Below are 23,983 nucleotides of genomic sequence, written 5' to 3'. Positions count from 1 at the left end.
TCGTAGACATCGCCTTTGCTAAACTAAATCTCTGGTTTAGGAATGATTTTAGAGATGCGTAGGCGTAGCCAGCTGTAGGCATCGCTCCATACTATTTTTTTCTAATTTTAGTGCTGCGATCGCACTTTTCTCTTAACTGGGTTTATCAGACTCAAACGGATTCCACAATCTCACTTGGGTAATCCAACGGAAATCATCTGTATTTCTTGTTATCAAAGTTAGTCCATAGACCAAAGCAGTGCCGGCAATAATTGCATCACCTAAAGTCATTCGTTTCTGTTGTCGCAGAATTACCGCTTGATTTAAAACATCTTGAGAGATTGGTAGAACCTGAGCAACTTGAAAAAACTCCTCAAAATACTGACGTTGTTCCTGATTAAGCAGATGATAGCCTAACACTTCCAAATAACTGAGCGCTGATAAGCTGATGTGCAGCTAAATTGTATAACACGAAAACGTAAAATTATTGTAGTGCGGGCATCTTGCCCGCGTCGCATATACAAATTAAATACGCAACAGCTTACCGCAGGTGCATATTCAGCAATTAACTCTCTCAATTTTGCGTTTTCTGATTGAGCAGAATATATAATAATATTGCTATCGAGCAGCACGTTTTATCGTCCCGAAAGTGAACGATCTTGACGAGTTTCTTGCTGCCAAATAACTGGATCAACATCAGTCAAAGCTTGACTCACAGCAAGTTTCTCTAATATTTCAGCCATTCTTCGTCCCCGTGCTTGTTTATCTATGACTGATTTATTTTCCAGCAATGTAACATGAACTGGGATTTGTTGCTCTCCCAACGTAGGTACATTATCAATCCACTGTAAACGACTTCCTTTCAACCAAGCTCTGAATGTTTTTAGCATTATTTTGCTCTCTACTTTCTATCTATCTTGGCATCGCTCTCAAAATTACAATATACAATAAGCGATCGCTAGATTCTCTATGTTTATCTGCGTCAGGGTAGCCCATCGTAAATATTATTAGCATCTGCGTTTTTATACCGATTACACTGACACCATTACTGACACTGAATCAGGGGATGCTGGCTCAAAATGTAACACCATAATTTGCTCTGGGTGTAAACCGACAGATTCGTATGTGCGCCCATTGCGTAGGCGTAGCCCGCCGGAGGCATCGCTAAATTCAACCTCAAATGCAGCACCACCAGCTAATAATTCTACTACTGTGCCAACTTGACCACGGTACAGGTTGTATTCAGGTAGATCAACTGTCAGTGCTACTACATCCAGCAACTTAATTGTACTTTTAGTCATTTTGTATCACTTCTAGATATTACAGAGGATAGCAGGTTGTTAATCTTGGGACATCAGAACCTTCTTCGATAATTCAAGCACTAGGAATCGTTTCACTTTTTACTTAATCATTTTCTGGGTCATAAATGCCAAGTAGAGTACGAATTTTTTTAGCTCTCTCTAAATTTATATTTACCAAATCAATTGGCGATTTAAACACGCCGTTGGAAAGACCAATTAGAGCGCTGGCAGCTTCTAATAAATTATCTTTTGAAGGTAATCCAAATGGTTTTGAAATACTTTTATAAGCGGGTATCAAATACATTTGAGCATTCAGACGTGATGAGAGTTTCCTGAACTCTTCTGAGGCTTTCTTCTCAAGCTCATTGCCAGCATATCCTGGATTTGAATAAATATTTGCATATTCGATTAAAGCAAAAGCGATATCGGCTAAAGTTTTTCTAAATTCTTGAATAGGCTCGATAATCAACTTGAGTACTAATTGTCCTAAAATGAATACAAACACCCCTGAAATAATAGTCATAAATATTTCCATCACTAAACTGAAATTCTTCATAAAAAATCTTTCATTTTAAACAGGATAGGGTTTTGATCAGAATAGTCGCTGTAGATAATCTGCCAATTATTACTCGCTAGCTCCTGCTCAGAAACTGATAAATCGATAGTTATACCAATCTTATTCGCACAAAATCGATATGCGTCTATAAAACATCTATCAAACTCGTTATAGTTGACTTTTGCTAACACTCTGATTCGATTCTTTTCTTGTGCCTCAAGAATACTATTGATAAATCCCCCAAAGAACCTTGCACACAAAAATGCTACTAAACCTTGCCATCCTACTGAGTACCATCCAAACACAGTAAGTCCTATCGAAATTATTCCAACTGTCCCAATAGAGTTGAATATCACACCTAAATTCACGACATAATCAATATATTTACTCCTAATATGCATCCAACGCAGAATTACTGGTAAAATGAGAACATTTGTAAAAATTATTACGGGCGAAATTCGCAGTGCAAATAATATAAATCCCAAAAGATATGCAATAGCTTCAGGCGCTTTATCCATACCTTCAGCTATCTTCAAAACCTTATGTGGTCGATACTTCGGATAAAGTCTTGCGAGTAAGCTAAAAGCATAGTTCATCGGGAAGCTGATTGGCATTCCTCCAGGTGTGTAAATTGTCATACTTAATTATTAATACTGCTATATTAAACCACGTCAATTTTGGAAACTGTAGCTTTTTCAACAGCCTGTTGAGGTATATAGCCATAGGTACATAAGCTTTTCAGGCAATACTATAAAAACTATAGGTTTCAACTTGTACAAGGTTTAAGTTATTACATATCGCACTTGTAGGAATTTCCCAGTAAAAAAACTATCCTTCATCTTTATCACCCAGAAAAATAAAGGATAATTAACCTTTCTAGCCATCAGCCACAGTAAAATTGCTGACGATGGGTAGACTATGATCGCACTCAGTGATACTTCACCCATCGATAACCTCGCCGCCACTCTACTGAGTTTCCTTTTACTCTGATTCAAATTTATGCCAGAAATCTATTGACTTCAGACAAATATATTGAGAAGCTAATAGTTAGTTTTACTAATTGATGGAAGTGCATCAAACTTGTGACAATACTGACGGGAAAAATAAATCGGTCAGAACCTCCTAGCGAGCCAAGACCGCTGATTTTGGAAACTCAGGGACTCACACGCCGTTTTGGCAAGTTAACGGCTGTTAATAACCTGAATATATCTGTGGAACAGGGTGAAGTCTTTGGGCTGCTTGGGCCGAATGGGGCAGGGAAAAGTACAGTTATTAAGATGTTGACAACTTTACTGCCTCCCAGTGCAGGGAAAGCAACCTTAGCTGGCTATGATGTGACTCACCAATCTAATCCTGTGAGACGGGCTATCGGCTATGTACCCCAGGCTCTCTCTGCTGATGGTAGTCTCACGGGTTATGAAAATCTTTTAATCTTCGCCAAACTGTATGGAATACCAGCGAAAGGACGCGATCGCCGCATCTATGAGATTCTAGAATATATGGGTTTGCAAGATGCGGCGAAGCGCTTGGTACGAAACTACTCTGGTGGGATGATCCGCAAGCTGGAAATCGGCGTATCAGTGCTACATCAACCCCAAATTTTGTTTCTTGATGAGCCGACTGTCGGATTAGATCCGATCGCTCGAACTCAAGTATGGCAACTTGTGGAACAACTCTGTGCAGATTACGGCACAACGATATTTTTAACAACCCACTTTTTAGAAGAAGCGGACAGCTTATGTAACCGCGTGGCGATTATGCGACAAGGTGAAGTCGTAATTACAGGCGCACCAAGCGACTTAAAAGCTTCTTTAGATAAACCAAACGCAACTTTGGATGATGTCTTTATTCACTATACAGGCGACCAGTTAACATCAGGAGTCAACTACCGTGACACAGCAAGAACCAGACGTACTGCTCAACGGTTGGGTTAAAAGCCCAGCTACTTACCGAGTAAATATCATCTCTGCAATTAAAGAGCTAGTTACGAAAACCCTGGCGATCGCAGAATTGGAAGTGCGTAAACTCCGCCACGATCCCACTGATTTAGTAGTCAGATCAGTGCAACCGTCATTATGGTTGCTAATTTTTGGGCAAGTATTCTCCAAACTTCGGGAAATTCATACAGGGAACTTACCATATTTAGACTTCATGGCTGCTGGCATTCTCGCTCAAAGCGTGTTGAATGTGGCCATTTTCACCGGTGGAATGACACTAATTTGGGAGCGAGATTTAGGGATTGTACACAAATTTCTTGCTAGTCCTACACCCCGTATAGCAATGGTCTTGGGCAAAGCTCTAGCATGTGGAGTCCGGTGCTTATCACAAGTAGCAGTAATTTATGTATTGGCTTTTTTCTTAGGTGTAAAATTAAATCTCCATCCTCTGGCTTTTGGGCAAGTGCTACTGATAGTGATGCTGGGGGCGGCTTGCTTTTGTCTTTTTTCATTAATTATTGGCTGTTTGGCAAAAACCAGAGAGCGGATGACCGGAATTGGACAAATGTTAACCATGCCGTTATTTTTTGCCAGCAATGCTATTTATCCGATCTCAATGATGCCCGACTGGTTAAAGATTGTTTCCCACTTAAATCCCTTAACTTATGAGGTTGACGCCTTACGCAGCACAATGCTAGTGGATGGAATCAGCGTCTATGGCTTTGGTTGGGATTTGGCAATTCTCTTATTAACAGTAACAATCTTAGCGATCATCGGTGGACGACTTTATCCACGGGTAGCAATGTAATCCGCAATGGTTCTAGCGTCTATGGCTTTGGTCTGGATTGTACAATTCTCTTAGTGAACTACTCAGACTTGCCTAAGGCTGAAGTCGTAGCTCTCCCAATTCATCGGGAATAGCCATCAATTACTCCGTAGTTTTTTTGGTCTGACGGGTTCGGTAGTAACTCAAGAGGGGAAACCCCTAAGACCGAACTACCTCACCAGTTATTTTCTTTGTTTGATTAGTTTAGCATAATATATATTTGTGCTAAAGTATTAGATACTAAGGAGGTGATGTTGAGTGTTACACAAGGTTGTACAAGTCCGTTTATACCCAACAACTGAACAACAAACTTTGTTAGCTCAGACGTTTGGCTGTGCTAGATGGTGGTGGAACTATGCCCTAAATAAATCTATTGAGACTTATAAATATTCGGGCAAGGGACTTAGCCGTGTTGCACTCAACGCATTTCTTCCTGCTCTCAAAAAAGCAGAAAATACAGCATGGTTGGCTGATTGTTATAGTCAAGTTTTACAGGCTACAACACTGAATCTGACCACTGCATATAAAAACTTTTTTGAGAAACGTGCTGGGTTTCCTAAGTTTAAATCCAAACATGGTAAACAGTCTGTTCAGTATCCTCAAAACGTCAAAATTGTAGATAGTAATGTGAAACTTCCCGGTAATATCGGGATAGTCAAAGCCAAAATACACAGACCGATTGAGGGTAAAATCAAGACCGTTACCGTGAGTAAAACACCTTCAGGTAAATATTTTGCATCTATCTTGACTGAGAGAGAGGGCGAAAATCCAGTTATTTCAGAAGGTAAAATTTACGGCATTGATTTAGGATTGAAACATTTCGCTGTTGTAACCGATGGCAAAAAGGTATCTTTTTACGATAACCCTAAGCACCTTGCCAAGCACGAAAAAAACCTCAAACGCAAACAGAAAAAATTAGCCCGTAAACAAAAAGGGAGTAATTCAAGGAATAGGTATAGAAAGGTTGTCGCTGCATTGTACGAGCGAGTTAGCAATTCGCGGCAGGATTTTCTACATAAACTTAGTTATAAGTTGTCCAGCGATAGCCAAGCTGTCATAGTAGAGAATCTTCATGTCAAAGGCATGGTACGTAATCACAAATTGGCGAAATCAATATCTGATGTGGGGTGGGGAACATTCACCAATTTTTTAGCCTACAAGTTAGAACGCAAGGGTGGGAAGTTAGTGGAGATAGATAGATGGTTCCCCAGTTCCAAACTTTGCTCTAATTGTTTCTATCAAATGAGTGAGATGCAATTGGATGTCCGTGAATGGACTTGTCCTCATTGTGGCAATCATCATGATAGAGATGGAAACGCAGCTATCAATATTAGAGCAGAAGGCATCAGAATACTAAAGGCGGAAGGTTCAGCCGTCTCTGCTGTAGGAGGGGAGGTAAGTCCTAGACTTGGACGAAAGTCTAAGTTTGGGCATTCCCCCGTGAGTACAGAAGCTCAGACTTCAGCCGCAGGCAAGTCTGAGTAGTTCACCCATCATTGGTGGAAAACTTGATCCACGGATGGCAATGTAATTAGGAGAATAACAGTCCCATGACCTTGGATAAACCTACTAAAGGTGCAACTTCCGAAGAATGTGCCGCTAGGGTAATGGACACAGTTCCATTAATGATGCGGTTTATCCGAGCGGATATGCGTGCCCACAGCGCTGCTTTTTTATCTATACCTCAGTTGCGATCGCTAGCATTTCTTAACCGGAATCCTGGGGCTTCATTATCTGAGCTAGCAGAGCATTTAGGTGTCACCTCTGCCACCGCATCAGCAACCATAGAACGCTTAGTCCAACGCGACTTCGTGAAACGGATCGCTCATCCTCAAGAGCGGCGGCGGGTGCTGCTGAATCTAACTGAAGATGGAAGGCATCATCTCAAGCAATCCCAAGATCAAACTCGTGCTCATATTACCGACCTACTGAAAGGTCTTACACAAGAGCAAATTTCCAACATTGAAGAAGGCTTAACTCTACTAAAAAATGTCTTCGAGCAAACAGAACTCAAATCCCCATAACTCTGAAGTTGCACAGCACGATCCCTTTGCAGCCTTGAAGTTTCGAGACTATCGGCTATTTACCATTGGACGGCTGGTGCTGTCTGTGGGGTCGCAAATGCAAACTGTAGCCATCGGCTGGGAACTCTATGAGCGGACTAACTCAGCTATCGTTCTAGGTGGTGTGGGACTGGCGCAAGTCTTGCCGATGATTGCTCTCACCTTGATTACCGGACATGTGGCCGATCGCCGCGAGCGCAAACTCATCATGTTACTGTCAGTGATGCTGCTAGCTCTCTGTTCGCTGGCTTTGGCAGTGCTTTCCTATACCCAAGGTGCAATTTTTCTAATTTACGCCTGCTTGGTATTAACAGGTGTCGCTAGGGCATTCCTCAGACCGGCTAGTGATGCCTTAATGTGGCAGTTGATACCTGTCAGTGCGTTTACCAATGCAGCAACTTGGAATAGTAGTAGCTTTCAGTTAGCCGCAGTTATCGGCCCAGCCTTCGGAGGATTCGGGATTGCGCTGTTGGGAAGTGCTACAGGAGTGTATGTGTTAGCAGCGATCGCCGCGTTGCTGTGTTTTATTTTAACCCTACCGATAAAAGAGCAAAAAGTCATTCGCACAACTGAGCCAATCTCACTCAAAGCCCTGTCAGCTGGTGCCAAGTTTGTCTGGCAGAATCAGTTGATTTTAGCAGCGATTACATTGGATATGTTTGCAGTATTGTTGGGTGGTGCGATCGCGCTTCTCCCCATCTTTGCCAAAGATATTTTACATGTGGGGCCAGTGGAGTTGGGATACCTACAGGCAGGACACTCCATCGGTGCTTTGACTATGGCGATTACCCTAGCGTATTTACCACCGTTACGCAAAGCCGGCCCAGCCTTATTGTGGTCAGTGGTTGGTTTTGGCGTTGTGACAATTATCTTTGGGCTTTCTCGTTCCTTTTGGCTGTCTATGTTGATGCTGACCCTTGGTGGCGCACTAGATAGTATTAGTGTTGTGATTCGCCATACATTAGTTCAAATCAGAACACCTGATTATTTGCGTGGTCGGGTTGCTGCTATTAATAGCGTGTTTATTAGTGCCTCGAATGAATTAGGGGGCTTTGAGTCTGGATTGACAGCAGCTTTATTTGGCCCGGTGATTTCGGTTGTGGGTGGTGGAATTGGCACTATTGTGGTGGTGATTGCTACAGCTATGATTTGGCCGGGAATTCGGAAGTTAGGGGCTTTGCAGGAGTACAAGTAGAAGCACTTATCAATACTCTTTAGAACTTACGCCCATCTCTGTGAATTTATTAGGATTCGTGGGTATTCTGCTAGTGCGAAACCAGTAAAAAATACAGATTCTCAAAAATCACATCGGCTTACCGTCGCCACAAGATGTATAACACAATCCTAATTGCTAGCTGATATTACGTCAGCTAATGCGGGAAACACAGGTGTTAAACTAACACTTTGCTATCCATCTCTCAAGAGTAAAAACACTGGAAACAACTCCTAGCAATGCGTTGCAGGAGTTGTTTGATTTATTTACGTAGTTCAATTGAGTAATAATTGAGAGTCTGCAATCTTTATTTGACAGACTCTCATCTAAACAGAAAATTTATTATTCTAGGATTTTAGAGATTTTTAACTCGCAGTTATATACAAATGTTCTCAAGTAAGTTATTATTCTCATGATGATTTGATAGTAATTATAACTAATAAGGTTATCCATGCTTTTTCCCTTCTTGATCATGTTCCGAGAGGGCGTTGAAGCTGCACTTGTCGTGGGTATTATTGCCAGTTATCTCAAGCAAACTGGACGTACCCATTTGATGAAGTCAGTCTGGATTGGCATCGCATTAGCGACTTTTCTTTGTCTCGGTGCTGGGATTATTTTGCAAATAACCAGCCAGGAGTTTCCGCAGAAAGAACAGGAACTATTTGAAGCGGTAATTTCCATCGTCGCAGTTGGGGTTCTGACGTGGATGGTTTTCTGGATGCGCCGTGCTGCTCGTTCGATTAAAGGCGAGTTACAGTCTCAAATTGAAACTGCCATTCAGTCGGGGGATAAATGGGGTACAGCACTAGTGGGGATGGCATTCTTTGCAGTACTGCGGGAAGGTCTGGAAACAGTAGTGTTTTTGCTGGCCACGTTTCAGCAAAATTTGGGAATTCAAGCTCCCGTGGGGGCATTGTTTGGATATGCAGCCGCACTAGCCGTCGGTGTAGGCATCTATCAGGGTGGTATCCGCATCAACTTGAAGCGATTTTTTAAATGGACAGGAGCCTTCATTATCCTAGTTGCTGCTGGACTCTTAGCAAGTGGGGTGAGAGCTTTCCATGAAGCCGGAGTGTGGAATTCACTACAAACAGTGTTATTTGATGCTAGTGGGGTACTTCCCAAGAACGGGTTTCTCGGTTCACTTTTGACGGGATTTTTTGGCTATAACGATACCCCGACTGTCAGCGAGGCGATCGCCTATTTTGGCTATCTAATTCCTACGATGTCGCTGTTCTTCTTAGGGGATAACGCCAGACAGAAGACTACAGCAAGGGATTATTAGCTACTTCAATAATTTTTAGGAAAATACAAGAATGAAAAATGTTTTAAAGTACTCAACAATTATCTGTCTAATTGCCTTGACAGTAGCTGCCTGTGAATCCAACAAATCAAGCGATACTTCTGCGAATAATTCTCCAGAAGCTAAAGTAGCGAGTGATACCTCTGCTAACAACTCTACAGAAACTGCTTTGGCTGTGACAGATAAAGGTTGCGAACCCAATCAGCTGACACTAGCATCTGGGGAAAACAACTTTGTGCTTACCAACAAAAGCAGCCAACCTTTGGAGTGGGAGATTTTGTCTGGGGTGAAAGTCGTTGAGGAAAAGGAAAATATTGCTCCTGGCTTTGTTCAAAAACTCAAAACCAATCTAGAACCGGGTGAATATGACATGGCTTGCGGTTTACGCAGCAATCCTAAAGGTAAAATCACTGTCAAAGCAGGATCTGGAGATTCTCAAGCCAAAGGGACTGTAGATCAGGGTCAATTAGTCGGTGCGATCGCAGAATACAAAGTCTACGTCACTAAAGAAACTGACCAACTAGTGGCAGATAACAAGACTTTCACAGATGCCGTGATTGCTGGAGATCTTGCTAAAGCTCAGAAACTCTATCCCTCTACTCATGCCCACTGGGAACGTGCAGAACCGATAGCTGAACTTTTCTCCGATCTCGATAAAACTATGGATTCTCGTGCTGATGACTTTGCTAAAAAAGAGGCTGACCCACAATTCACTGGATACCATCGCCTAGAGAAAGCTTTATTCCAAGACAAAACGACAAAAGGCATGAAACCTTTTGCCGAAAAGCTACAGAAAGATGGACTCGATCTACAAAAGCGCATTGCCACCTTGACCATTGAACCGAAAAATATGGTTGGTGGTGCTGCTGACTTGATTGAAGAAGTGGGTAAAACTAAGATTTCTGGAGAAGAAGACCGTTACAGCCATACTGACTTATGGGACTTCAGCGCTAATGTAGATGGTTCCCAAAAGATTGTGGAGTTATTGCGCCCCGTCATCCAAAAAGCCAACCCAGATTTATTAGCGCGTGTGGATGCAAATTTCACCAAAGTTGACCAAAAACTTGCTAAATACAAAACCCCTGATGGTGGTTTTGCTACCTATAACAAGGTGAGTGAAGCAGACAAGAAAGACATGAAAACAGCGATCGCTGCCCTTGCTGAAGATTTGTCTCAGTTGCGTGGCACTCTGGGCGTTAACTAATTGATCAAGAATTCCTAGAGGAGTAAATTATGTCTATTACAAAGCAACCAAGTTTACGCATAACTCCCCGCATCAGCCGTCGTGACTTGTTAATTGGCATGGCAGCAGCAGGTGGAGTAGCAGCTTTGACGACTTTGGGTTATCGGACTCTTCTGGGAACACCTCTTGACCCATCTGAAGAGGTCGTGCCCTTCTTTGGGCTTCACCAAGCAGGTATTCTTACCCCTACTCCTGCTTCGGGGTTGATAGTCGCATTTGATACAACTGCTGCAAATAAAGCAGATTTAGTGCGGTTGTTCAAAACTTTAAGTGAGCGCATTCAGTTTCTGATGGCAGGGGGAACACCCAAGCAACGCGACCCGAAATTTCCCCCCAGTGATTCGGGGATTATGGGACCTGCGATCGCTCCCAATAACCTGACAATCACCATAGCTGTAGGTAACTCACTGTTCGATAACCGCTTTGGACTTGGCAACTTGAAACCCAAGCGGTTAGATACTATGGCCAATTTTCACAATGACCAGCTTGACCCAGATTTATGTCATGGGGATATACTGTTGCAATTCTGTGCGAATACTGAGGAATCGAATCTCCACGCTTTGCGCGATATCATTAAGAACTTGCCTGATTTGATAACTTTGCGTTGGCAAATAGCGGGGTTTCTGCCGCCAAATACCCACAAAAAACAAGGCAAATCTACGGTGCGTAACCTGCTTGGTTTTAAAGATGGGACGGCAAATCTAGATGCTAGCGATGATAAATTGATGAACCGGATTGTCTGGGTAAAGCCAAACAGTGCTGAACCAGCTTGGACAGTAGGAGGAAGCTATCAAGTGGTGCGGGTGATCCGTAACTTAGTCGAACGCTGGGATCGCACACCACTACAGGAGCAACAGACAATTATTGGCCGAAACAAGGAAATTGGCGCACCCTTGGGGATGAAGCACGAGAAAGATATTCCCAATTACGATCAAGATCCTAAAGGTCAACAAATCCCTTTAGATGCTCATATCCGCCTTGCTAATCCTCGCAAATCAGAGTCGAGTTTGATTCTGCGGCGTGGTTTCAATTATTCACGCGGGTTTGACAAATCTGGACAGTTAGATATGGGTTTGTTGTTTGTCTGTTTTCAAGCTGATTTAGAGAAGGGGTTTGTGACGGTGCAAAATCGCCTGAAAGGAGAACCTTTGGAGGAGTACATTCGCCCCATTGGTGGGGGATATTTTTTTGCTTTACCTGGTGTCAAGGCTGAAGGAGGTTATCTCGGTCAGCCATTACTAGAAGCTTAATTTTTAATTTTTTGGCGATGATTAGCAGCTTGTAGTAATAGAGATTCGGCAAAAGCGATCGCTTATCTTACAGATTTACCACCAGTGAACAGCGCTATTTCTTCCCGCCTAGTAGTTACCGCGATCGCAGGTGTTTGACATTAGCTCAAAGCAATCTTAGCTATGATGGTAGATATAAGCCCTGTTTCTGAGCCTCAATGTTAAATACTAAGGAACATGGATTAAATAAAATGCAAAACGTCATCTTTTCTCTAGCTTCCCTCTCCTTTATAAGGAGAGGGATTGAGGGTGAGGTCAGCCAGGGACATAAATTTAAATTGTATGTTATTTAATTCTTATTCCTAAATCCTTTTTATAGGTGAGTATTATGAGCAATAACCTTCCAGCAGATGCTGCAAAAGATTTTAACTTAGCCGAGACTTCGATGAATAAGGAGTCGCCTTTTGTGGAAACTGAGGGATTGCTCTTGTATAAACAAGAATGCAAGACTCCCGAATTCTTAAACTCATCCTTTTGCATACATCTATTTGGTGAATTAGTTGTCGTAGATCACTATGTACTGTTGTTTCCTGATCCAGAAACTCTCACAGACTACGCGAAGACTCTGATCAACTATGATGCAAAAATCACGGAAGGTCCAGGAAAATGGCCTGATGATTTTTGTCCAGAGCAAAACCTATTGCCCGAAGATGCTAGCATGTACTTTCTCTCAGCCTTAATGCCGTCAGGCATGGTTTTGGTACTGCTTGCGCCTAATACGCCACATGAACAGATCGCTAGCTTATTCCAGGAGCAAGGTTTTAATACTGTCCATCACGTTGCCATTCTTGTTAATGATATCTATGCAGCAGCAGAGGTATGGCAGAAGAAGGGCTTTATTCCTCTGTCTATGACTCCTCAAGAAGATGGTTCCTTGTGCCAATGGTTTTTCCGCAACTGGGCAGGCCAAATTATAGAGCTAATCTGCCGCCGATGGATGGGTAAAGAGACTTTTACCTGCGATAATATTGCTGGTTTACGCCTTTCAGAATTGGCAGCGTGAACTTTGTCAGTTGCCCCAGGTTGGTTGGGAATAATAGTAAATGCAACACCAGCTTGACCTGTGACTGCAACTACTACAGCTGATGTAAAACAAGCAATAGAATATTGGATAAATCGGATCATTTTTCCTCGTTTAAGCATTAAGGTTCAATCATTTTTTGAGCGAAATGAGGATGTCGCTTATAAAGACAATAATTTCGTTCAATTTTTATTCATCCCTTGATAAGACGAAACTCTACAATAGGCATAGCTATTCTCCCACTCCAAAATTTTTCTAATACTTGTTCTTCTAAACGCCTTGCTCTCAATTCAGAAACTTGATATATGACTTGGAGGCGATATAATGCACCAGCTTTGAGGTTAGGAAAATAATAAGAGCCACTTTTTCCATTCAAGCTACGAGTTTTGCTAGAAATTGCGAATTGAAGTTGAGAAGAATACCAAAGAAGTTTTCCACATAAATCCACAAACATTTTTTCTCCTAGTTGAAGCAAGTAATAATTTTGTTCATTGTTTTTCCAAGCAAGTTTAGTTGGTTCGCCAGAGGGATTTATTGGTTTACCATCATCACTTATTAAAATTGCATCAATAGAGCTTAATTGGTAAAAACCAAGAGTGGTTGATGTATTGTTTGTAATATAAATACCTAGCTTGAAATCAGTTTTGGCTTGAAATAATTTAGAAGGGATGGTCAGTACGGACTCTGGCATATCTATTTTGAACAGGACTCCATCTAGTTCTATTGCATTACTATCAGTTGATAAGAGTTTAACAAGACGAATATCTACCCACGGGGTTGCCAATATGTCTGAACTAGTTTCTCGTTCAATTGCTTCTTGGTTAATGTTAGAACTTGAAACATATGTATCTCTAACATCAGTATTGAAAATAAATCGAAGCTGATAATTTTTCGTTTCAAGTGCATCGAAATACCAAAAGTAATTAGACCTAAAAGGATCAAGAATATAGTCGGGAATAGTAGAAATTTTTAGTTGTAAAGAATTATCTTGCCAAAAAAGCTTTGCAGTTACAGAAAAACTTGTACGGCATTTGGGTCTAATTCTCCACCAATCCGATTGTCTACTTTGGCTACTATCTGGCTGTTTATTTTGTTGATTAGTAGCCAGATCGTCTGTAACTAAATGTCCCTGTATTATCTGCCTATTTGATGTCAAAAGCTGTGGGATAAAAGCTTGTAATTGGTTAAGATAAAAATAATTTGAACTTGTGTGATTTATACTCACGCCGAATTTAATTGGAACATTAATCCCAATTTTTTTTTGGGAATGGGATATACTCTAGTCGGAAAGAGTATTGTGTTAGGATCAAAGATTTCTATGTGTATACCATTCAATTCATAAGATGTCATGTTTCCTATCCTCTCAACTTCTACTTTTAATGCACTATCGCATTGATTGGTGTATGGCTTAATACTATCATTCCGAAAAAGATTAAAACCACAGTTAAAACTGTCGCTTTTGAGTGAGGTATGAGATATTTTCTGAAGTTTAGAGGGTTCTATAGAAACTAGGTTTCAGTCTGAGGCTTCACTTCAAGATTTTGCACTGTTATGTAAATTCATGCTCTAGATAACCTAATGACACTCCAATCTCAAGATTTAATTCGGTTAAATAAAATGAGTTTAATATTTTCCTGCCCTTCACTTCATTTCTACCAAGGCAGCAACAACAATATTCTTTTAAATACAGGGCAGTCACTCTTTCTAAAATCTTTATATAAATGTTCTTTCGTTGAACATATCAGAAATCCTTTAGTAATCATGGTGGTTAGAGGCATAAATTCAATTTTTCAAGCAGGTAAAACTATTCAGTGCTGTACTTCGGCGCTACAGCTAATCAGAAAGCATTAATCTAAATCTAGGCTCATTTGGCGTATATGAAAACCCCCTATTTACTGAACTATTAAAACAGCATCTACTGAATTACTAAACCAAACTTTATGAAGTTAATCTCAAGTAACTGAGAACGAAAGAGTTTATAAAAATTGGATTACCAATTGTGACAGCAAAGCCTGAGTGACTTTGTAGAGTTGCAAGTATAGTACTTGTTAATACAACTAAGCAATATTGTTTTTTTAACATTCTTCTACCTTTTGTAAGTATTAAATTTCTATGAAATAATGTCTGTATCTTTAGATGGAATCTCGATATCTTTTCGCTTTAAGCTTTGATTAGGCGAAACTCTGCTGTGGGGGTAGATACCATACCCATCCAAATAGCTTCTACTAAGTTTGTGTTCATACTTTCTCGGTTATATATTTCTTCAGTTGCATTTTTGTTGTTATACATGAAATGAATTTGATAGACACCCACTTTAAGAGCTTCAAATCTCCAATAACCCCCATCTCCGGCATCAATGGTAAGGGTAAATTGATCGCGTTTGTACCAAGAAAAACTGGTGTATGGAAATAAGCTCACATTTTCTCCAGGCATAACTAATGGAAAATCTGATTCTACAGCACTTCCTGCTGCTATGAGGTACAGATACTTGGAATGCTATTAGCACAGACAAACGGTAATTCGATCAATTAGTGTACCTCATAACTTCGGGAAGTGCTGTAATGGTCTTTTAGTGCCACGCCGAAAATAGTTCCGCAAACATACTTGACCATCGCCTCCCACAAGTTGGGGAATTAAAGTAGCAAAAAAACTCAAGCGAACTGGGCTAGACGTGTTGTTAGTAATGCAAATCCCTAACTGTACACGAGTTACGACACCGCGCTTTTTTTCTGGGAGAGTTAACACCTGTTCTGGCATCAGGGTTTCAAAACGGATACCATCTACTTCTGTTGCACTGTTGTTAGCTCCTACGGGTTCAATCAACCGAAGATTCAGGATTTTAGTTGCTAATTGTTCTGTACTTATTCCTTGAGTTGTTTGGGAGTCAGAACCAGATTCACTATCCCTAAAAGGAATACCCCATATGAACCGAAGCTGATAGGCTCCTATTTGGAGAGGATTAAAAATCCAGGATTTATCAAGAAGACTAAAAAAGATTTGTAAAAAGCTAGAGCGGTTAATAACTTGAAGTTGCAGCAAGTTATTTTGCCAGAATAACCTTAAAGTCACAGTAGCAAGTCCATACTGCCTGGAATCAATCAAACGAGGGTCAAATTCTCTAGTCTTTCTTGGAAAAAACCAACGGAATAAGTTTGAGAGCAACTGGTTCAATTCCAATTGAAACTCCGGGCGTGCAGGTATGTTCCTTTGCTCTGTGTTAACAGGTTCATCTGGAACTATTTGCCCTTGCAGTGCTTGACCATCTGATGTCAAAAGCTCTGGAATTAGAGTTTCATTGGGATTGAGGCGAAAAGGGTTTGGTGTGTTGTTAATCAGGTAGACATTAAATTCTACAAAAGTATTGGAATCGGAAGTGGAGTTATTTTCTGGGATAGGCAACACTATAAGATTTGGTTCCCAGATTACTAAATGGATACCATCTGTATGAAAAACATTGCCTTCATTTGATTCAAAAGATATCATATTGGCTACCCTCTCTATTTCCAGGTTTTGATACGCCGTCAAACTCCTTGGCGCATGGCTTAATGCCATTGTCCTGAAAAAGAATGATGATTTGTTGTCAAATACAGATTTTTCAGAAATCTTTTTGCTCTTTGCTTCATCTCACCAAGGCAACAACATTAATCTTCTCTTAAATGCAGGGCAATCACTTTCTCTAAAAGCTTTATATAAATGTTCTTTATTTGAGGATTCAAAAATGGATAGTAGAGGCATAAATTCAATTTTTCAAGGAGGGAAAACTATTCAGTGCTTTACTTCGGCGCTACAGCTAATCAGAAAGCATTAATCTAAATGTAGGCTCATTTTGAGTATCTGATAACCCAATACTTACTTAACTATTAAAACAGCATCTACTGAATTCATAAACCAAACTTGATCAAGTTAATCTAAAGTAACTGAGAACGAAAGAGTTTAATTTAAAAAAAATCAAGAGAAAGCGGAATATTAAGGATACATTTAGTTTGTTGGTCTGGTTACAATGTATGAGGTTGTCTTGTTACCTTCGACAGTCTTCATGAAAATAGCAGCGACTACGGAAGAGAGATGCTCAGACCTAGCTTGTGGAAACGTTTGTAGTAAGCCGTATAATCAATGCGCCAGTCAATGGCTTGGGGGAAGATGCTAAGGGCAAGGATGACTCCGCCAATTATTAAACCTTGCAGTTGAGAACGGGCTAGTTCTGGGCGTAGTCTGAGTAATAGGTTATTGCTAAGAGTGAAGATGGCGATGAGCAGCCAGTGAATTTAGGCACTTTTAGATCCTCCTAACCCCCCTTAAAAAGGCTACTGTTTACACATACTTAATTGTGACTGCTGAATTCTTTCTTGTTAAACTTGTCAAGTCTGCTCCCCGCGACGATGATTAGCAGCTTGCAATAACAGAGATTCGGCAAAAGCGATCGCATCACTTGCAGATTTACCACCAGCTAACTGCGCTAATTCTTCCCGGCGAGTAGTTAAATTATCTAAGGTAGTAACTCTGACAACGGTACGCTGTTCGGTGTTGTCATTGTTGGCTTTTTTACCCTTGCCTTGATTAATAGTTTGCTTATCTACGCGAAAATGGCGATCGGCCATTGCTGCAACTAAAGGCTGATGGGTAACACATAATACTTGGTTGCGTTGACTTAGCTGGTGTAATTTTTCCGCGATCGCTTGGGCGACCCTTCCCGAAACCCCGACATCAATTTCATCAAATACCATTGTTCCAGCCACATCAACCTGAGAAAAACAAGCTTTTAGCGCCAGTAAAAAGCGGCTCATTTCCCCGCCAGAGGCAATTTCCGTTAAAGGTTGCAGTGGTTCTCCAGGATTGGAACTAAACATAAAGGTAATTTTATCTGCTCCGGTGGCAGTTGGAAAAGTAGGCACGATCTCAACCTGAAACTTTACCTTTTCCATTGCTAGGGGCTTGAGTTCAGCGATCAAACGTGATTCTAAATTAGCAGCCGCTTTACTCCGCAGTTGAGTTAACTGATTAGTTGCTTGGGTGAGTTTTTCAAAATACGCCTTTTCTTGCTGTTCTAGGTTTTCAATAGATTGTTCGGTGTCGTTAAGTTGGGCTAATTCCCCTTGGATACGTTGGTAATAAGCGATCGCTTCTGTAAGCGTTGGCCCATACTTACGGCAAATTTGCTTTAATTCCTGAATCCGTTCTTCCACCTCTTCCAACCTCTGCGGATCGGCTTCCAAACCATCACCATAGGCATTAATCTGCCTTCCCACTTCCATTACCGCCGCTTGCGCGTCCCGTACCAATTCCAATAGGGGTTGCAGTTGGGTATCATATTCTACCATGTGATTTAATGTCACCTCACTGTCTCCCAATAAATCTGCGGCGGCGGGAGTTTCATTATCGTTTTGATACAAAGCCTGATAAACTTTGTAACTCATTTGTTGCAAATCGACGACATGATTCAGGCGTTCCCGTTCTTGTCCCAACTGTTCCAATTCATTCGGTTCGCACAGATTAGCTGCTCCCAATTCTTGCACTTGATAAGTGAGCAAGTCGAATTGTTGCAACCTTTCCCGTTCTGATGTCCGGCGTTTTTCTAGTGCTAAATGCGCCTGTTGATAAGCACTGAAATTCGTGGCCACCTTATGACGTTGCTGCATTAGAGAGTCGCCGCCATATAAATCTAACCAGTCGCGGACTTGAGCAGATTGTCCCACTTGCACCGTTTGACCTTGGGCTGTAATTTCCACCAAGCGATCGCGCATTCCTGCCATGATCTGCCGATTTACCAACACGCCATTCACCCGCGATCGGCTGCGGATATTACTAGTACTGGCTGTGATTTCTCGGCTAATAACTACGGAATTTTCATCAAGCAAATCTATTTCTTGTTCAGTCAACCAAGCGGCTAGGGGAGCGTTTGAGGTGAAAGTCGCTTCTACCATCGCCCGACTTGTCCCTGTGCGAATAACTCGACTAGAGACTTTACCGCCCAAAGCAGCATCAATGGCATCCAAGATAATCGATTTTCCAGCGCCGGTTTCACCTGTTAACACATTTAGTCCCGCGCCAAATTCCAATTCCAGTTGGTCAATTAGGGCAAAGTTTTCAATTCGCAGGCAAAGCAACATCAAGCCAAATTCTCCATGAGGGCAGATGCCAAATACTTCCAATTTACAGGACAATAAGTATGAGCTTTCAGCAACTAGCAATAGCTACTACTATTGAACTAGTATGCCCATTTAAGTGTAGCAGACCTATTGGTACTGAAGACTTTTAAGAGGCAGAGGAGTCGCAAAGCCGGGGAGCAAGTGGGAAATAATTAATGCCCAATCCCCAATGCCCCATGCCCAATTCCTCAACATATTGTTACAATACTTAACGTGATCGTTCTGACTGGTGGCCTTCTTCATGATTGTTAAGACACTTCCCCCTAGTTCCCGACCGATTTCGGAAGACAGTCGCAACGGCACAAATGGCCGAGGCGAACTGGACGTTATTGATGTAGTGCCAGAAGAAAATGGTACACAAGGCTTGGTTGTAGGTAGGCGTAGCCCGTCGCAGACATCGCCAAGCCTCTTAGCCGCCCAAAAGGTGAGGACAACTGCCCAACGTGAGACGCTTTACGATCCCGTGGGCATAGCGGCGCATTACAAAAATAGAAAAGTGCAAGTTGTCCGGCGGATTTTCGCCGTGTTGGGACCGACTCTATCCTTTGCCTTTGGGTTGTGGTCGGATAGTAAACGGGGAATTGTCGTTAAAAATGATCGCCGCCGAGCCACTCAGTTACGAGTATTGCTAACCCAACTGGGGCCTGCTTACATCAAAATTGGACAAGCTTTGTCCACCAGACCGGATCTGGTTCCTCCCGTATACCTAGAAGAATTAACTAAGCTACAAGACCAATTACCGGCTTTTCCCAACGAAATTGCTTACCAGTTTATCAAAGAAGAACTAGGTGCACCTCCAGAAGAGGTTTACGCCGAACTCTCGGTTCAGCCAATTGCTGCGGCTTCATTGGGGCAAGTCTATAAAGGTAAACTCAAAACTGGTGAAGAAGTCGCTGTTAAAGTTCAACGCCCCGACTTAAGAGAGGGGATCACCATTGACTTGTATATCTTGCGTAACCTCGCCGCTTGGGTGCAGAAAAAGGTCAAGCGGGTAAGAAGTGACTTAGTTGGGATTCTCGATGAATTAGGCGATCGCATTTTTGAAGAGATGGATTACATCCACGAGGGCGAAAATGCTGAACGATTTTTCGAGTTATATGGTCATATAAAAGACATATATGTACCGAAAATTTACTGGGAATACACCAATCGTCGCGTCTTGACGATGGAGTGGATTAACGGCATCAAATTAACCCAGACAGAAGAAATTAAAGCCCAAGGTATAGATGCTCGCTACTTAATTGAAGTGGGTGTACAATGTTCCTTGCGCCAATTGCTAGAACACGGATTTTTCCACGCCGATCCCCACCCTGGTAATTTATTAGCAACACCAGATGGTAAACTGGCTTATCTCGACTTTGGGATGATGAGCGAGATTCAGCCGGCGCAGCGTTATGGTTTGATTGAAGCGATCGTCCACGTCGTCAACCGCGACTTTGAAGGATTAGCAAAAGATTACGTTAAGTTAGATTTCTTATCACCAGAAACCGATTTAACACCAATTATCCCAGCTTTTGCGAGAGTCTTTGCTGATGCTGAAGGAGCAAGTGTTGCCGATCTTAATATTAAAAGCATCACCGATGAACTATCGGCTTTGATGTATGAATATCCTTTCCGCGTACCGCCCTACTACGCCTTAATTATTCGCTCCCTCGTGACCCTCGAAGGTATTGCAATATTTATAGATCCCACCTTTAAAGTTCTCAGTGAAGCTTATCCTTACGTTTCTAAACGCCTGTTAACTGATCCAGCACCGCAATTAAGAGCATCATTGCAAGATTTGCTATTTAAAGATGGCAGATTTCGCTGGAATCGCTTAGAGAACTTGTTACGAAATGCGCGTAACAGTCAAGATTACGACTTTAATTTAGTGCTGAATCAGGGGATAGAATTTCTGTCATCTGAACGCGGTGCTTTCATTCGTGACAAGCTGGTAGATGAATCTGTTAACGGACTCGATGCTTTCGGTAAAAATGTTTTGCATAACTTTACCTCCTTGTTGCGAGAACGGGTAGGATTGACAGCAGTTAATAAAACTCCGTCGGCGACAGTTGAGCAACAACAAACCTTGGAGCATATCAAACGTATATTAGGTATTCTCCGAGAAACAAAAGGTTTTGATCCAGTGGAACTTGTACCCCAAATTACCCAGTTATTGGTAAATTCAGATGTACAGCGTTTAGGTCAACAAATTGCCAACCGCTTCACGCAAAAGGCTGTAGCCAGGTTAATTCGGCAATTATTGACATCCTAGTAAAAGTTATGAGTTAAAAACTTTCTTTAACTCATAAATTATAAGGAAAATGCTGAAAACCCCTGAGAAACAGCAACGCAGTTGCGTTTTTCGTACTTCTCCCTTGGCGCTAGCCTCTCCCTTTGGGAGAAGGGGAGACGCAAGCGCGAACAGGCAGGGGATGAAAGCTAATAGCACCGTTTACGGTGTTCCGATTTAATCTTTTTGGTGTGCAATATACTCTATTACATTCTTTGTAGAAATATTTCCAGCAGTTGAAACAAAATAACTTGGTGTCCATAGAGTTGGAAGTTTAAGCAACTCTGGAAACTCTTTTCTTAAATGATGAGAAGCCCGTCCTTTAATTCTGTTCATGATTTGGGATGGGTTGTCTGTTGGTTTCACATTCAAAAATAAGTGAACATGGTCAGGCATAATTTCAATTGCAACAATTATCCATCTATTTTCATTGCAAACCTCACAGATGATTTCCTGTAATCTCTCGGCTATTGCATCTACTAGCACTTTCTTTCGGCGTTTGGGTATAAAAACGAAGTGATAGTTAAGAAGTGATATTGCATTGCCTTCATGTCTGTATTCATCTGGAGAAAAACTTCCCATCTTTCTATAATTGCTGGTTGTGTTTTGTATATATGTAGTGTATATTCAAAGAAGTTAATCGACAATAGGAGGTAATAATATTTGCTAACAAACTTTTGTTTTAAGCTGCGTTCTAACATTAGTCAGTCAAAAAAATGGTCGGATGGCTGGATATGCTTCGCTCTACTTACAACTGGAGTTTAGGTGACAGAATAGCCCAATCTAATCAGCAATTCATTCAGGGAGACTATTGTGATATCAGAACCAAGCGAGAAGCCTGTCCACTAACTTGCTTTGTAAGTAAGAATGGTGCAAGTGGAGAACCCTGGAAAGATGCCAAATTTGATCAGGATGGCAGACTCAAAAACCCACGACGCAGTGCGGGAGATATCCAAGTAACAGCATTGCCAGAGTTAAAGAAAGCTAGACCGTGGTTTGGTGAAATTGACTCTACTGTGCTACAACAAAACGTTAAACGTCTAGATACTGCTTACAAAAACTTCTTCTCTGCGAGACGCTGCGCGAATGAAGGTAGAGGTTTTCCAAAGTTTAAAAACCGGAGTAACTTTACATCCTTTACTTACCAGATGGGTGCAAAAGTTCAAGGGAATAAAGTTTATCTTCCCAAATTAGGATGGATGCGTTTTTTCAACTCCCGCGTGATACCAGAAGGTTTTACCATCAAAGCTGCGACAATCCGTAAGCGTCAAGATGGTTGGTACGCATCTATTAGGATTGAAGATAAAACCATACCAGACTATGTGCAGAAACCGTTAAATGAAGTTAATTCTATTCTTGGTTGCGACCTAGGAATAACAAAACTTGTCCATCTCTCCGACAGACATCAAATTGATAATCCTAAGTTTTCAACCAACAAGAAAGCGAGACGGACTTTAAAAATTAGACAGAGGCGAGTTAGCAGAAAAGTTAAGGGTAGTAAAAATCGTAAAAAAGCAGCTACCAAGTTAGGACGTTTTCACAAAAAGATTACAAATAAACGAGTCGCTTACCAGTGGGATATTGCAAACCTCATAGTATCCAGAAAGGTTGATGCTATTGCGTTAGAAGATTTAAATGTGTCTGGTAGTGCGATTCGTTGATTAGTGAATCACGGTAATCAGTCCGTAAATAACTAATCCAGCCTGACAGCAGATCACTGTCATTAAAGGTTGAACTCTCAGATTGATGTGAGTGAAAGTCCCACCCGCAAGATTCATGCGTGACTCCTTATCTGCCCACACCGAGTAAGCTCGATTCTTACAGAGAACCTATCCCACTAATAATATTTTGTTAATCCAGATATGGATTGTAGCAAGGTCAATGAATGCGTCAAAGTAAACTTTTTGACGTTCCCATCTAACGACCAGACGGCGGTATTTGCGCTGATACCAAGCAAAACACCGCTCTTGCTGAAATCTAGGAACAGAAATTTTGATTGGTCTTCCGATGTTTTTCTTGGTTTTCCAAACTCGTTTTGGGATTTGAGGACGAATACCTCGTTTGCGTAGATCAGCGCGTTTTTGTTTCGAGTCGTAACCTTTATCAGCAGCTAGTACTTTGATTCGCTTACGTGGTCTACCAGGTTTTAATGTTTTAAGTTTAACTTTATCGAGTAGAGGTATTACTTGTTCTCTTTCGTTACCGTTGGCTGGGGTAGTGCAATTAGCCAAGGGCATTCCACCACCTTCGGTAAGTGTGTGAATAAGAACACCTTTGCCTTTACCTCCGTAGGCAACTTCTTCACCTCCTCCCTTTCCAGGGGGAAAAAGAGCCGTCAACAGCCCCAAAATCCCAATTTATAAGCCCTCTTTCATTAGCGTAGGCGTAGCCCGCCGCAGGCATCGCTAATACACGTCCTTGTATATATTCAAATGTTCCATCGTCACGCCATCGCTTTAACCATCGGTGGGCTGAACTTTTTGATGCCCATGTATCTCCATGTGGTAAGTCACACCATCGACACCCTGTAATCAGTATGTATAACAGACTATTTAATACATAACGATATGGTGTATGAGGCATTCCTTTTCCACGTTTGGACGGTTCTTCAGGAAATATATCCTCAAATAGTTTCCATTCCAGCTCACTCAATCCTTCAAAACGACCAGCCATAAACAGATACACCCTTCTCAATATGAGAAGTAAATTACCATATTTCGATGTTAGTGGGATAGGTTCATCTAAAGCTGAGGGCTTGGGCAAAACACCGCCACCCCAAGAAATCTGGGAGATGGGTGTCAAATAAATACTGGCAAACCATTGGTGGTGATAAT

Annotated in this window: 23 protein-coding genes; 11 read left to right on the top strand and 12 right to left on the bottom strand. The window is 41.6% G+C overall.

Annotated elements, in window-relative coordinates:
- Positions 1-132: 132 nt before the first annotated feature.
- The 5 genes from V7K30_RS00115 to V7K30_RS00095 form a co-directional block, all read right to left on the bottom strand.
- Positions 133-399 carry a type II toxin-antitoxin system VapC family toxin gene (locus V7K30_RS00115; RefSeq protein ID WP_334996139.1) on the bottom strand — a complete coding sequence of 89 codons (267 nt, stop codon included), beginning with the start codon at positions 397-399 and terminating at the stop codon, positions 133-135.
- Positions 400-614: 215 nt separating this feature from the next.
- Positions 615-869, bottom strand: a complete 255-nt coding sequence (locus V7K30_RS00110) for a hypothetical protein (protein ID WP_334995940.1) — start codon at positions 867-869, stop codon at positions 615-617.
- A gap of 141 nt (positions 870-1,010) precedes the next feature.
- Positions 1,011-1,280 carry a DUF4926 domain-containing protein gene (locus V7K30_RS00105; protein ID WP_334995938.1) on the bottom strand — a complete coding sequence of 90 codons (270 nt, stop codon included), beginning with the start codon at positions 1,278-1,280 and terminating at the stop codon, positions 1,011-1,013.
- A 103-nt stretch (positions 1,281-1,383) separates the two neighbouring features.
- Entirely contained in the window at positions 1,384-1,803 is a 420-nt protein-coding gene (locus V7K30_RS00100) for a hypothetical protein (protein ID WP_334995936.1), read from the bottom strand.
- Positions 1,804-1,832: 29 nt separating this feature from the next.
- Positions 1,833-2,474 (bottom strand): hypothetical protein, encoded by a 642-nt coding sequence (locus V7K30_RS00095; protein ID WP_334995934.1) that lies wholly within the window; start codon positions 2,472-2,474, stop codon positions 1,833-1,835.
- Between the two features lie 444 nt (positions 2,475-2,918).
- Between V7K30_RS00095 and V7K30_RS00090 the strand changes: the two genes are divergently transcribed.
- The 9 genes from V7K30_RS00090 (at position 2,919) to V7K30_RS00050 (ending at position 12,713) form a co-directional block, all read left to right on the top strand.
- On the top strand, positions 2,919-3,770 hold the full coding sequence (locus V7K30_RS00090; protein WP_334995932.1) for an ABC transporter ATP-binding protein: 852 nt from the start codon (positions 2,919-2,921) through the stop codon (positions 3,768-3,770).
- On the top strand, positions 3,727-4,581 hold the full coding sequence (locus tag V7K30_RS00085) for an ABC transporter permease (RefSeq protein WP_334995930.1): 855 nt from the start codon (positions 3,727-3,729) through the stop codon (positions 4,579-4,581). The genes V7K30_RS00090 and V7K30_RS00085 overlap by 44 nt, the downstream gene beginning before the upstream one ends.
- A gap of 276 nt (positions 4,582-4,857) precedes the next feature.
- A complete protein-coding gene (locus V7K30_RS00080; RefSeq protein WP_334995928.1) occupies positions 4,858-6,084 on the top strand; it encodes an RNA-guided endonuclease InsQ/TnpB family protein in 1,227 nt (408 codons plus the stop codon).
- Between the two features lie 65 nt (positions 6,085-6,149).
- Entirely contained in the window at positions 6,150-6,623 is a 474-nt protein-coding gene (locus V7K30_RS00075; RefSeq protein ID WP_334995926.1) for a MarR family winged helix-turn-helix transcriptional regulator, read from the top strand.
- Complete coding sequence (locus V7K30_RS00070; RefSeq protein ID WP_334995924.1) at positions 6,589-7,857, top strand: MFS transporter; 1,269 nt, start codon at positions 6,589-6,591, stop codon at positions 7,855-7,857. The genes V7K30_RS00075 and V7K30_RS00070 overlap by 35 nt, the downstream gene beginning before the upstream one ends.
- 469 nt (positions 7,858-8,326) lie before the next feature.
- Positions 8,327-9,160 (top strand): iron uptake transporter permease EfeU, encoded by an 834-nt coding sequence (efeU, locus tag V7K30_RS00065; RefSeq protein WP_334995922.1) that lies wholly within the window; start codon positions 8,327-8,329, stop codon positions 9,158-9,160.
- A 31-nt stretch (positions 9,161-9,191) separates the two neighbouring features.
- Complete coding sequence (gene efeO / locus V7K30_RS00060; RefSeq protein WP_334995920.1) at positions 9,192-10,382, top strand: iron uptake system protein EfeO; 1,191 nt, start codon at positions 9,192-9,194, stop codon at positions 10,380-10,382.
- Between the two features lie 29 nt (positions 10,383-10,411).
- Positions 10,412-11,671 carry an iron uptake transporter deferrochelatase/peroxidase subunit gene (gene efeB / locus V7K30_RS00055; RefSeq protein ID WP_334995918.1) on the top strand — a complete coding sequence of 420 codons (1,260 nt, stop codon included), beginning with the start codon at positions 10,412-10,414 and terminating at the stop codon, positions 11,669-11,671.
- A gap of 367 nt (positions 11,672-12,038) precedes the next feature.
- Positions 12,039-12,713, top strand: a complete 675-nt coding sequence (locus V7K30_RS00050; protein ID WP_334995916.1) for a VOC family protein — start codon at positions 12,039-12,041, stop codon at positions 12,711-12,713.
- A 211-nt stretch (positions 12,714-12,924) separates the two neighbouring features.
- Here the strand turns inward: V7K30_RS00050 and V7K30_RS00045 are convergent, their stop codons facing one another.
- The 4 genes from V7K30_RS00045 to recN form a co-directional block, all read right to left on the bottom strand.
- Positions 12,925-13,956, bottom strand: a complete 1,032-nt coding sequence (locus V7K30_RS00045) for a hypothetical protein (protein WP_334995914.1) — start codon at positions 13,954-13,956, stop codon at positions 12,925-12,927.
- Between the two features lie 935 nt (positions 13,957-14,891).
- Complete coding sequence (locus V7K30_RS00040) at positions 14,892-15,149, bottom strand: hypothetical protein (protein WP_334995912.1); 258 nt, start codon at positions 15,147-15,149, stop codon at positions 14,892-14,894.
- 120 nt (positions 15,150-15,269) lie between these two features.
- Complete coding sequence (locus V7K30_RS00035) at positions 15,270-16,214, bottom strand: hypothetical protein (protein ID WP_334995910.1); 945 nt, start codon at positions 16,212-16,214, stop codon at positions 15,270-15,272.
- An 875-nt stretch (positions 16,215-17,089) separates the two neighbouring features.
- Entirely contained in the window at positions 17,090-18,838 is a 1,749-nt protein-coding gene (gene recN / locus V7K30_RS00030; RefSeq protein WP_334996137.1) for a DNA repair protein RecN, read from the bottom strand.
- A 280-nt stretch (positions 18,839-19,118) separates the two neighbouring features.
- Here recN and V7K30_RS00025 point away from each other — a divergent pair, with 280 nt between their 5' ends.
- Positions 19,119-21,131, top strand: a complete 2,013-nt coding sequence (locus V7K30_RS00025) for an ABC1 kinase family protein (RefSeq protein WP_334995908.1) — start codon at positions 19,119-19,121, stop codon at positions 21,129-21,131.
- A 195-nt stretch (positions 21,132-21,326) separates the two neighbouring features.
- On the opposite strand, the gene tnpA is transcribed toward V7K30_RS00025, so the two are convergent.
- Complete coding sequence (gene tnpA, locus V7K30_RS00020; RefSeq protein ID WP_334995906.1) at positions 21,327-21,731, bottom strand: IS200/IS605 family transposase; 405 nt, start codon at positions 21,729-21,731, stop codon at positions 21,327-21,329.
- Between the two features lie 152 nt (positions 21,732-21,883).
- Between tnpA and V7K30_RS00015 the strand changes: the two genes are divergently transcribed.
- Positions 21,884-22,810 carry an RNA-guided endonuclease InsQ/TnpB family protein gene (locus V7K30_RS00015; RefSeq protein ID WP_334995904.1) on the top strand — a complete coding sequence of 309 codons (927 nt, stop codon included), beginning with the start codon at positions 21,884-21,886 and terminating at the stop codon, positions 22,808-22,810.
- Positions 22,811-22,978: 168 nt separating this feature from the next.
- On the opposite strand, the gene V7K30_RS00010 is transcribed toward V7K30_RS00015, so the two are convergent.
- Positions 22,979-23,488 carry a transposase gene (locus V7K30_RS00010; RefSeq protein WP_334995902.1) on the bottom strand — a complete coding sequence of 170 codons (510 nt, stop codon included), beginning with the start codon at positions 23,486-23,488 and terminating at the stop codon, positions 22,979-22,981.
- The coding region (locus tag V7K30_RS00005; RefSeq protein WP_334995900.1) for a transposase at positions 23,451-23,983 on the bottom strand (533 nt) is incomplete at its 5' end. The genes V7K30_RS00010 and V7K30_RS00005, both read right to left, overlap by 38 nt.

This window comes from Nostoc sp. (assembly GCF_036917655.1).
In the GTDB taxonomy this organism is placed as follows: Bacteria; Cyanobacteriota; Cyanobacteriia; order Cyanobacteriales; family Nostocaceae; genus Nostoc.
This window is presented reverse-complemented; position numbering and strand designations above follow the sequence as displayed.

Excerpts from the sequence above, each read along its gene's own strand:
- V7K30_RS00100 (WP_334995936.1), bottom strand. The coding sequence starts at position 1,803 with ATGACTATTATTTCAGGGGTGTTTGTATTCATTTTAGGACAATTAGTA.
- efeU (WP_334995922.1), top strand. The coding sequence starts at position 8,327 with ATGCTTTTTCCCTTCTTGATCATGTTCCGAGAGGGCGTTGAAGCTGCA.
- efeO (WP_334995920.1), top strand. The coding sequence starts at position 9,192 with ATGAAAAATGTTTTAAAGTACTCAACAATTATCTGTCTAATTGCCTTG.
- V7K30_RS00035 (WP_334995910.1), bottom strand. The coding sequence starts at position 16,214 with ATGATATCTTTTGAATCAAATGAAGGCAATGTTTTTCATACAGATGGT.
- efeB (WP_334995918.1), top strand. The coding sequence starts at position 10,412 with ATGTCTATTACAAAGCAACCAAGTTTACGCATAACTCCCCGCATCAGC.
- V7K30_RS00070 (WP_334995924.1), top strand. The coding sequence starts at position 6,589 with ATGTCTTCGAGCAAACAGAACTCAAATCCCCATAACTCTGAAGTTGCA.
- V7K30_RS00075 (WP_334995926.1), top strand. The coding sequence starts at position 6,150 with ATGACCTTGGATAAACCTACTAAAGGTGCAACTTCCGAAGAATGTGCC.
- V7K30_RS00015 (WP_334995904.1), top strand. The coding sequence starts at position 21,884 with ATGCTTCGCTCTACTTACAACTGGAGTTTAGGTGACAGAATAGCCCAA.
- tnpA (WP_334995906.1), bottom strand. The coding sequence starts at position 21,731 with ATGGGAAGTTTTTCTCCAGATGAATACAGACATGAAGGCAATGCAATA.
- V7K30_RS00050 (WP_334995916.1), top strand. The coding sequence starts at position 12,039 with ATGAGCAATAACCTTCCAGCAGATGCTGCAAAAGATTTTAACTTAGCC.
- V7K30_RS00105 (WP_334995938.1), bottom strand. The coding sequence starts at position 1,280 with ATGACTAAAAGTACAATTAAGTTGCTGGATGTAGTAGCACTGACAGTT.
- recN (WP_334996137.1), bottom strand. The coding sequence starts at position 18,838 with ATGTTGCTTTGCCTGCGAATTGAAAACTTTGCCCTAATTGACCAACTG.
- V7K30_RS00025 (WP_334995908.1), top strand. The coding sequence starts at position 19,119 with ATGATTGTTAAGACACTTCCCCCTAGTTCCCGACCGATTTCGGAAGAC.
- V7K30_RS00110 (WP_334995940.1), bottom strand. The coding sequence starts at position 869 with ATGCTAAAAACATTCAGAGCTTGGTTGAAAGGAAGTCGTTTACAGTGG.
- V7K30_RS00095 (WP_334995934.1), bottom strand. The coding sequence starts at position 2,474 with ATGACAATTTACACACCTGGAGGAATGCCAATCAGCTTCCCGATGAAC.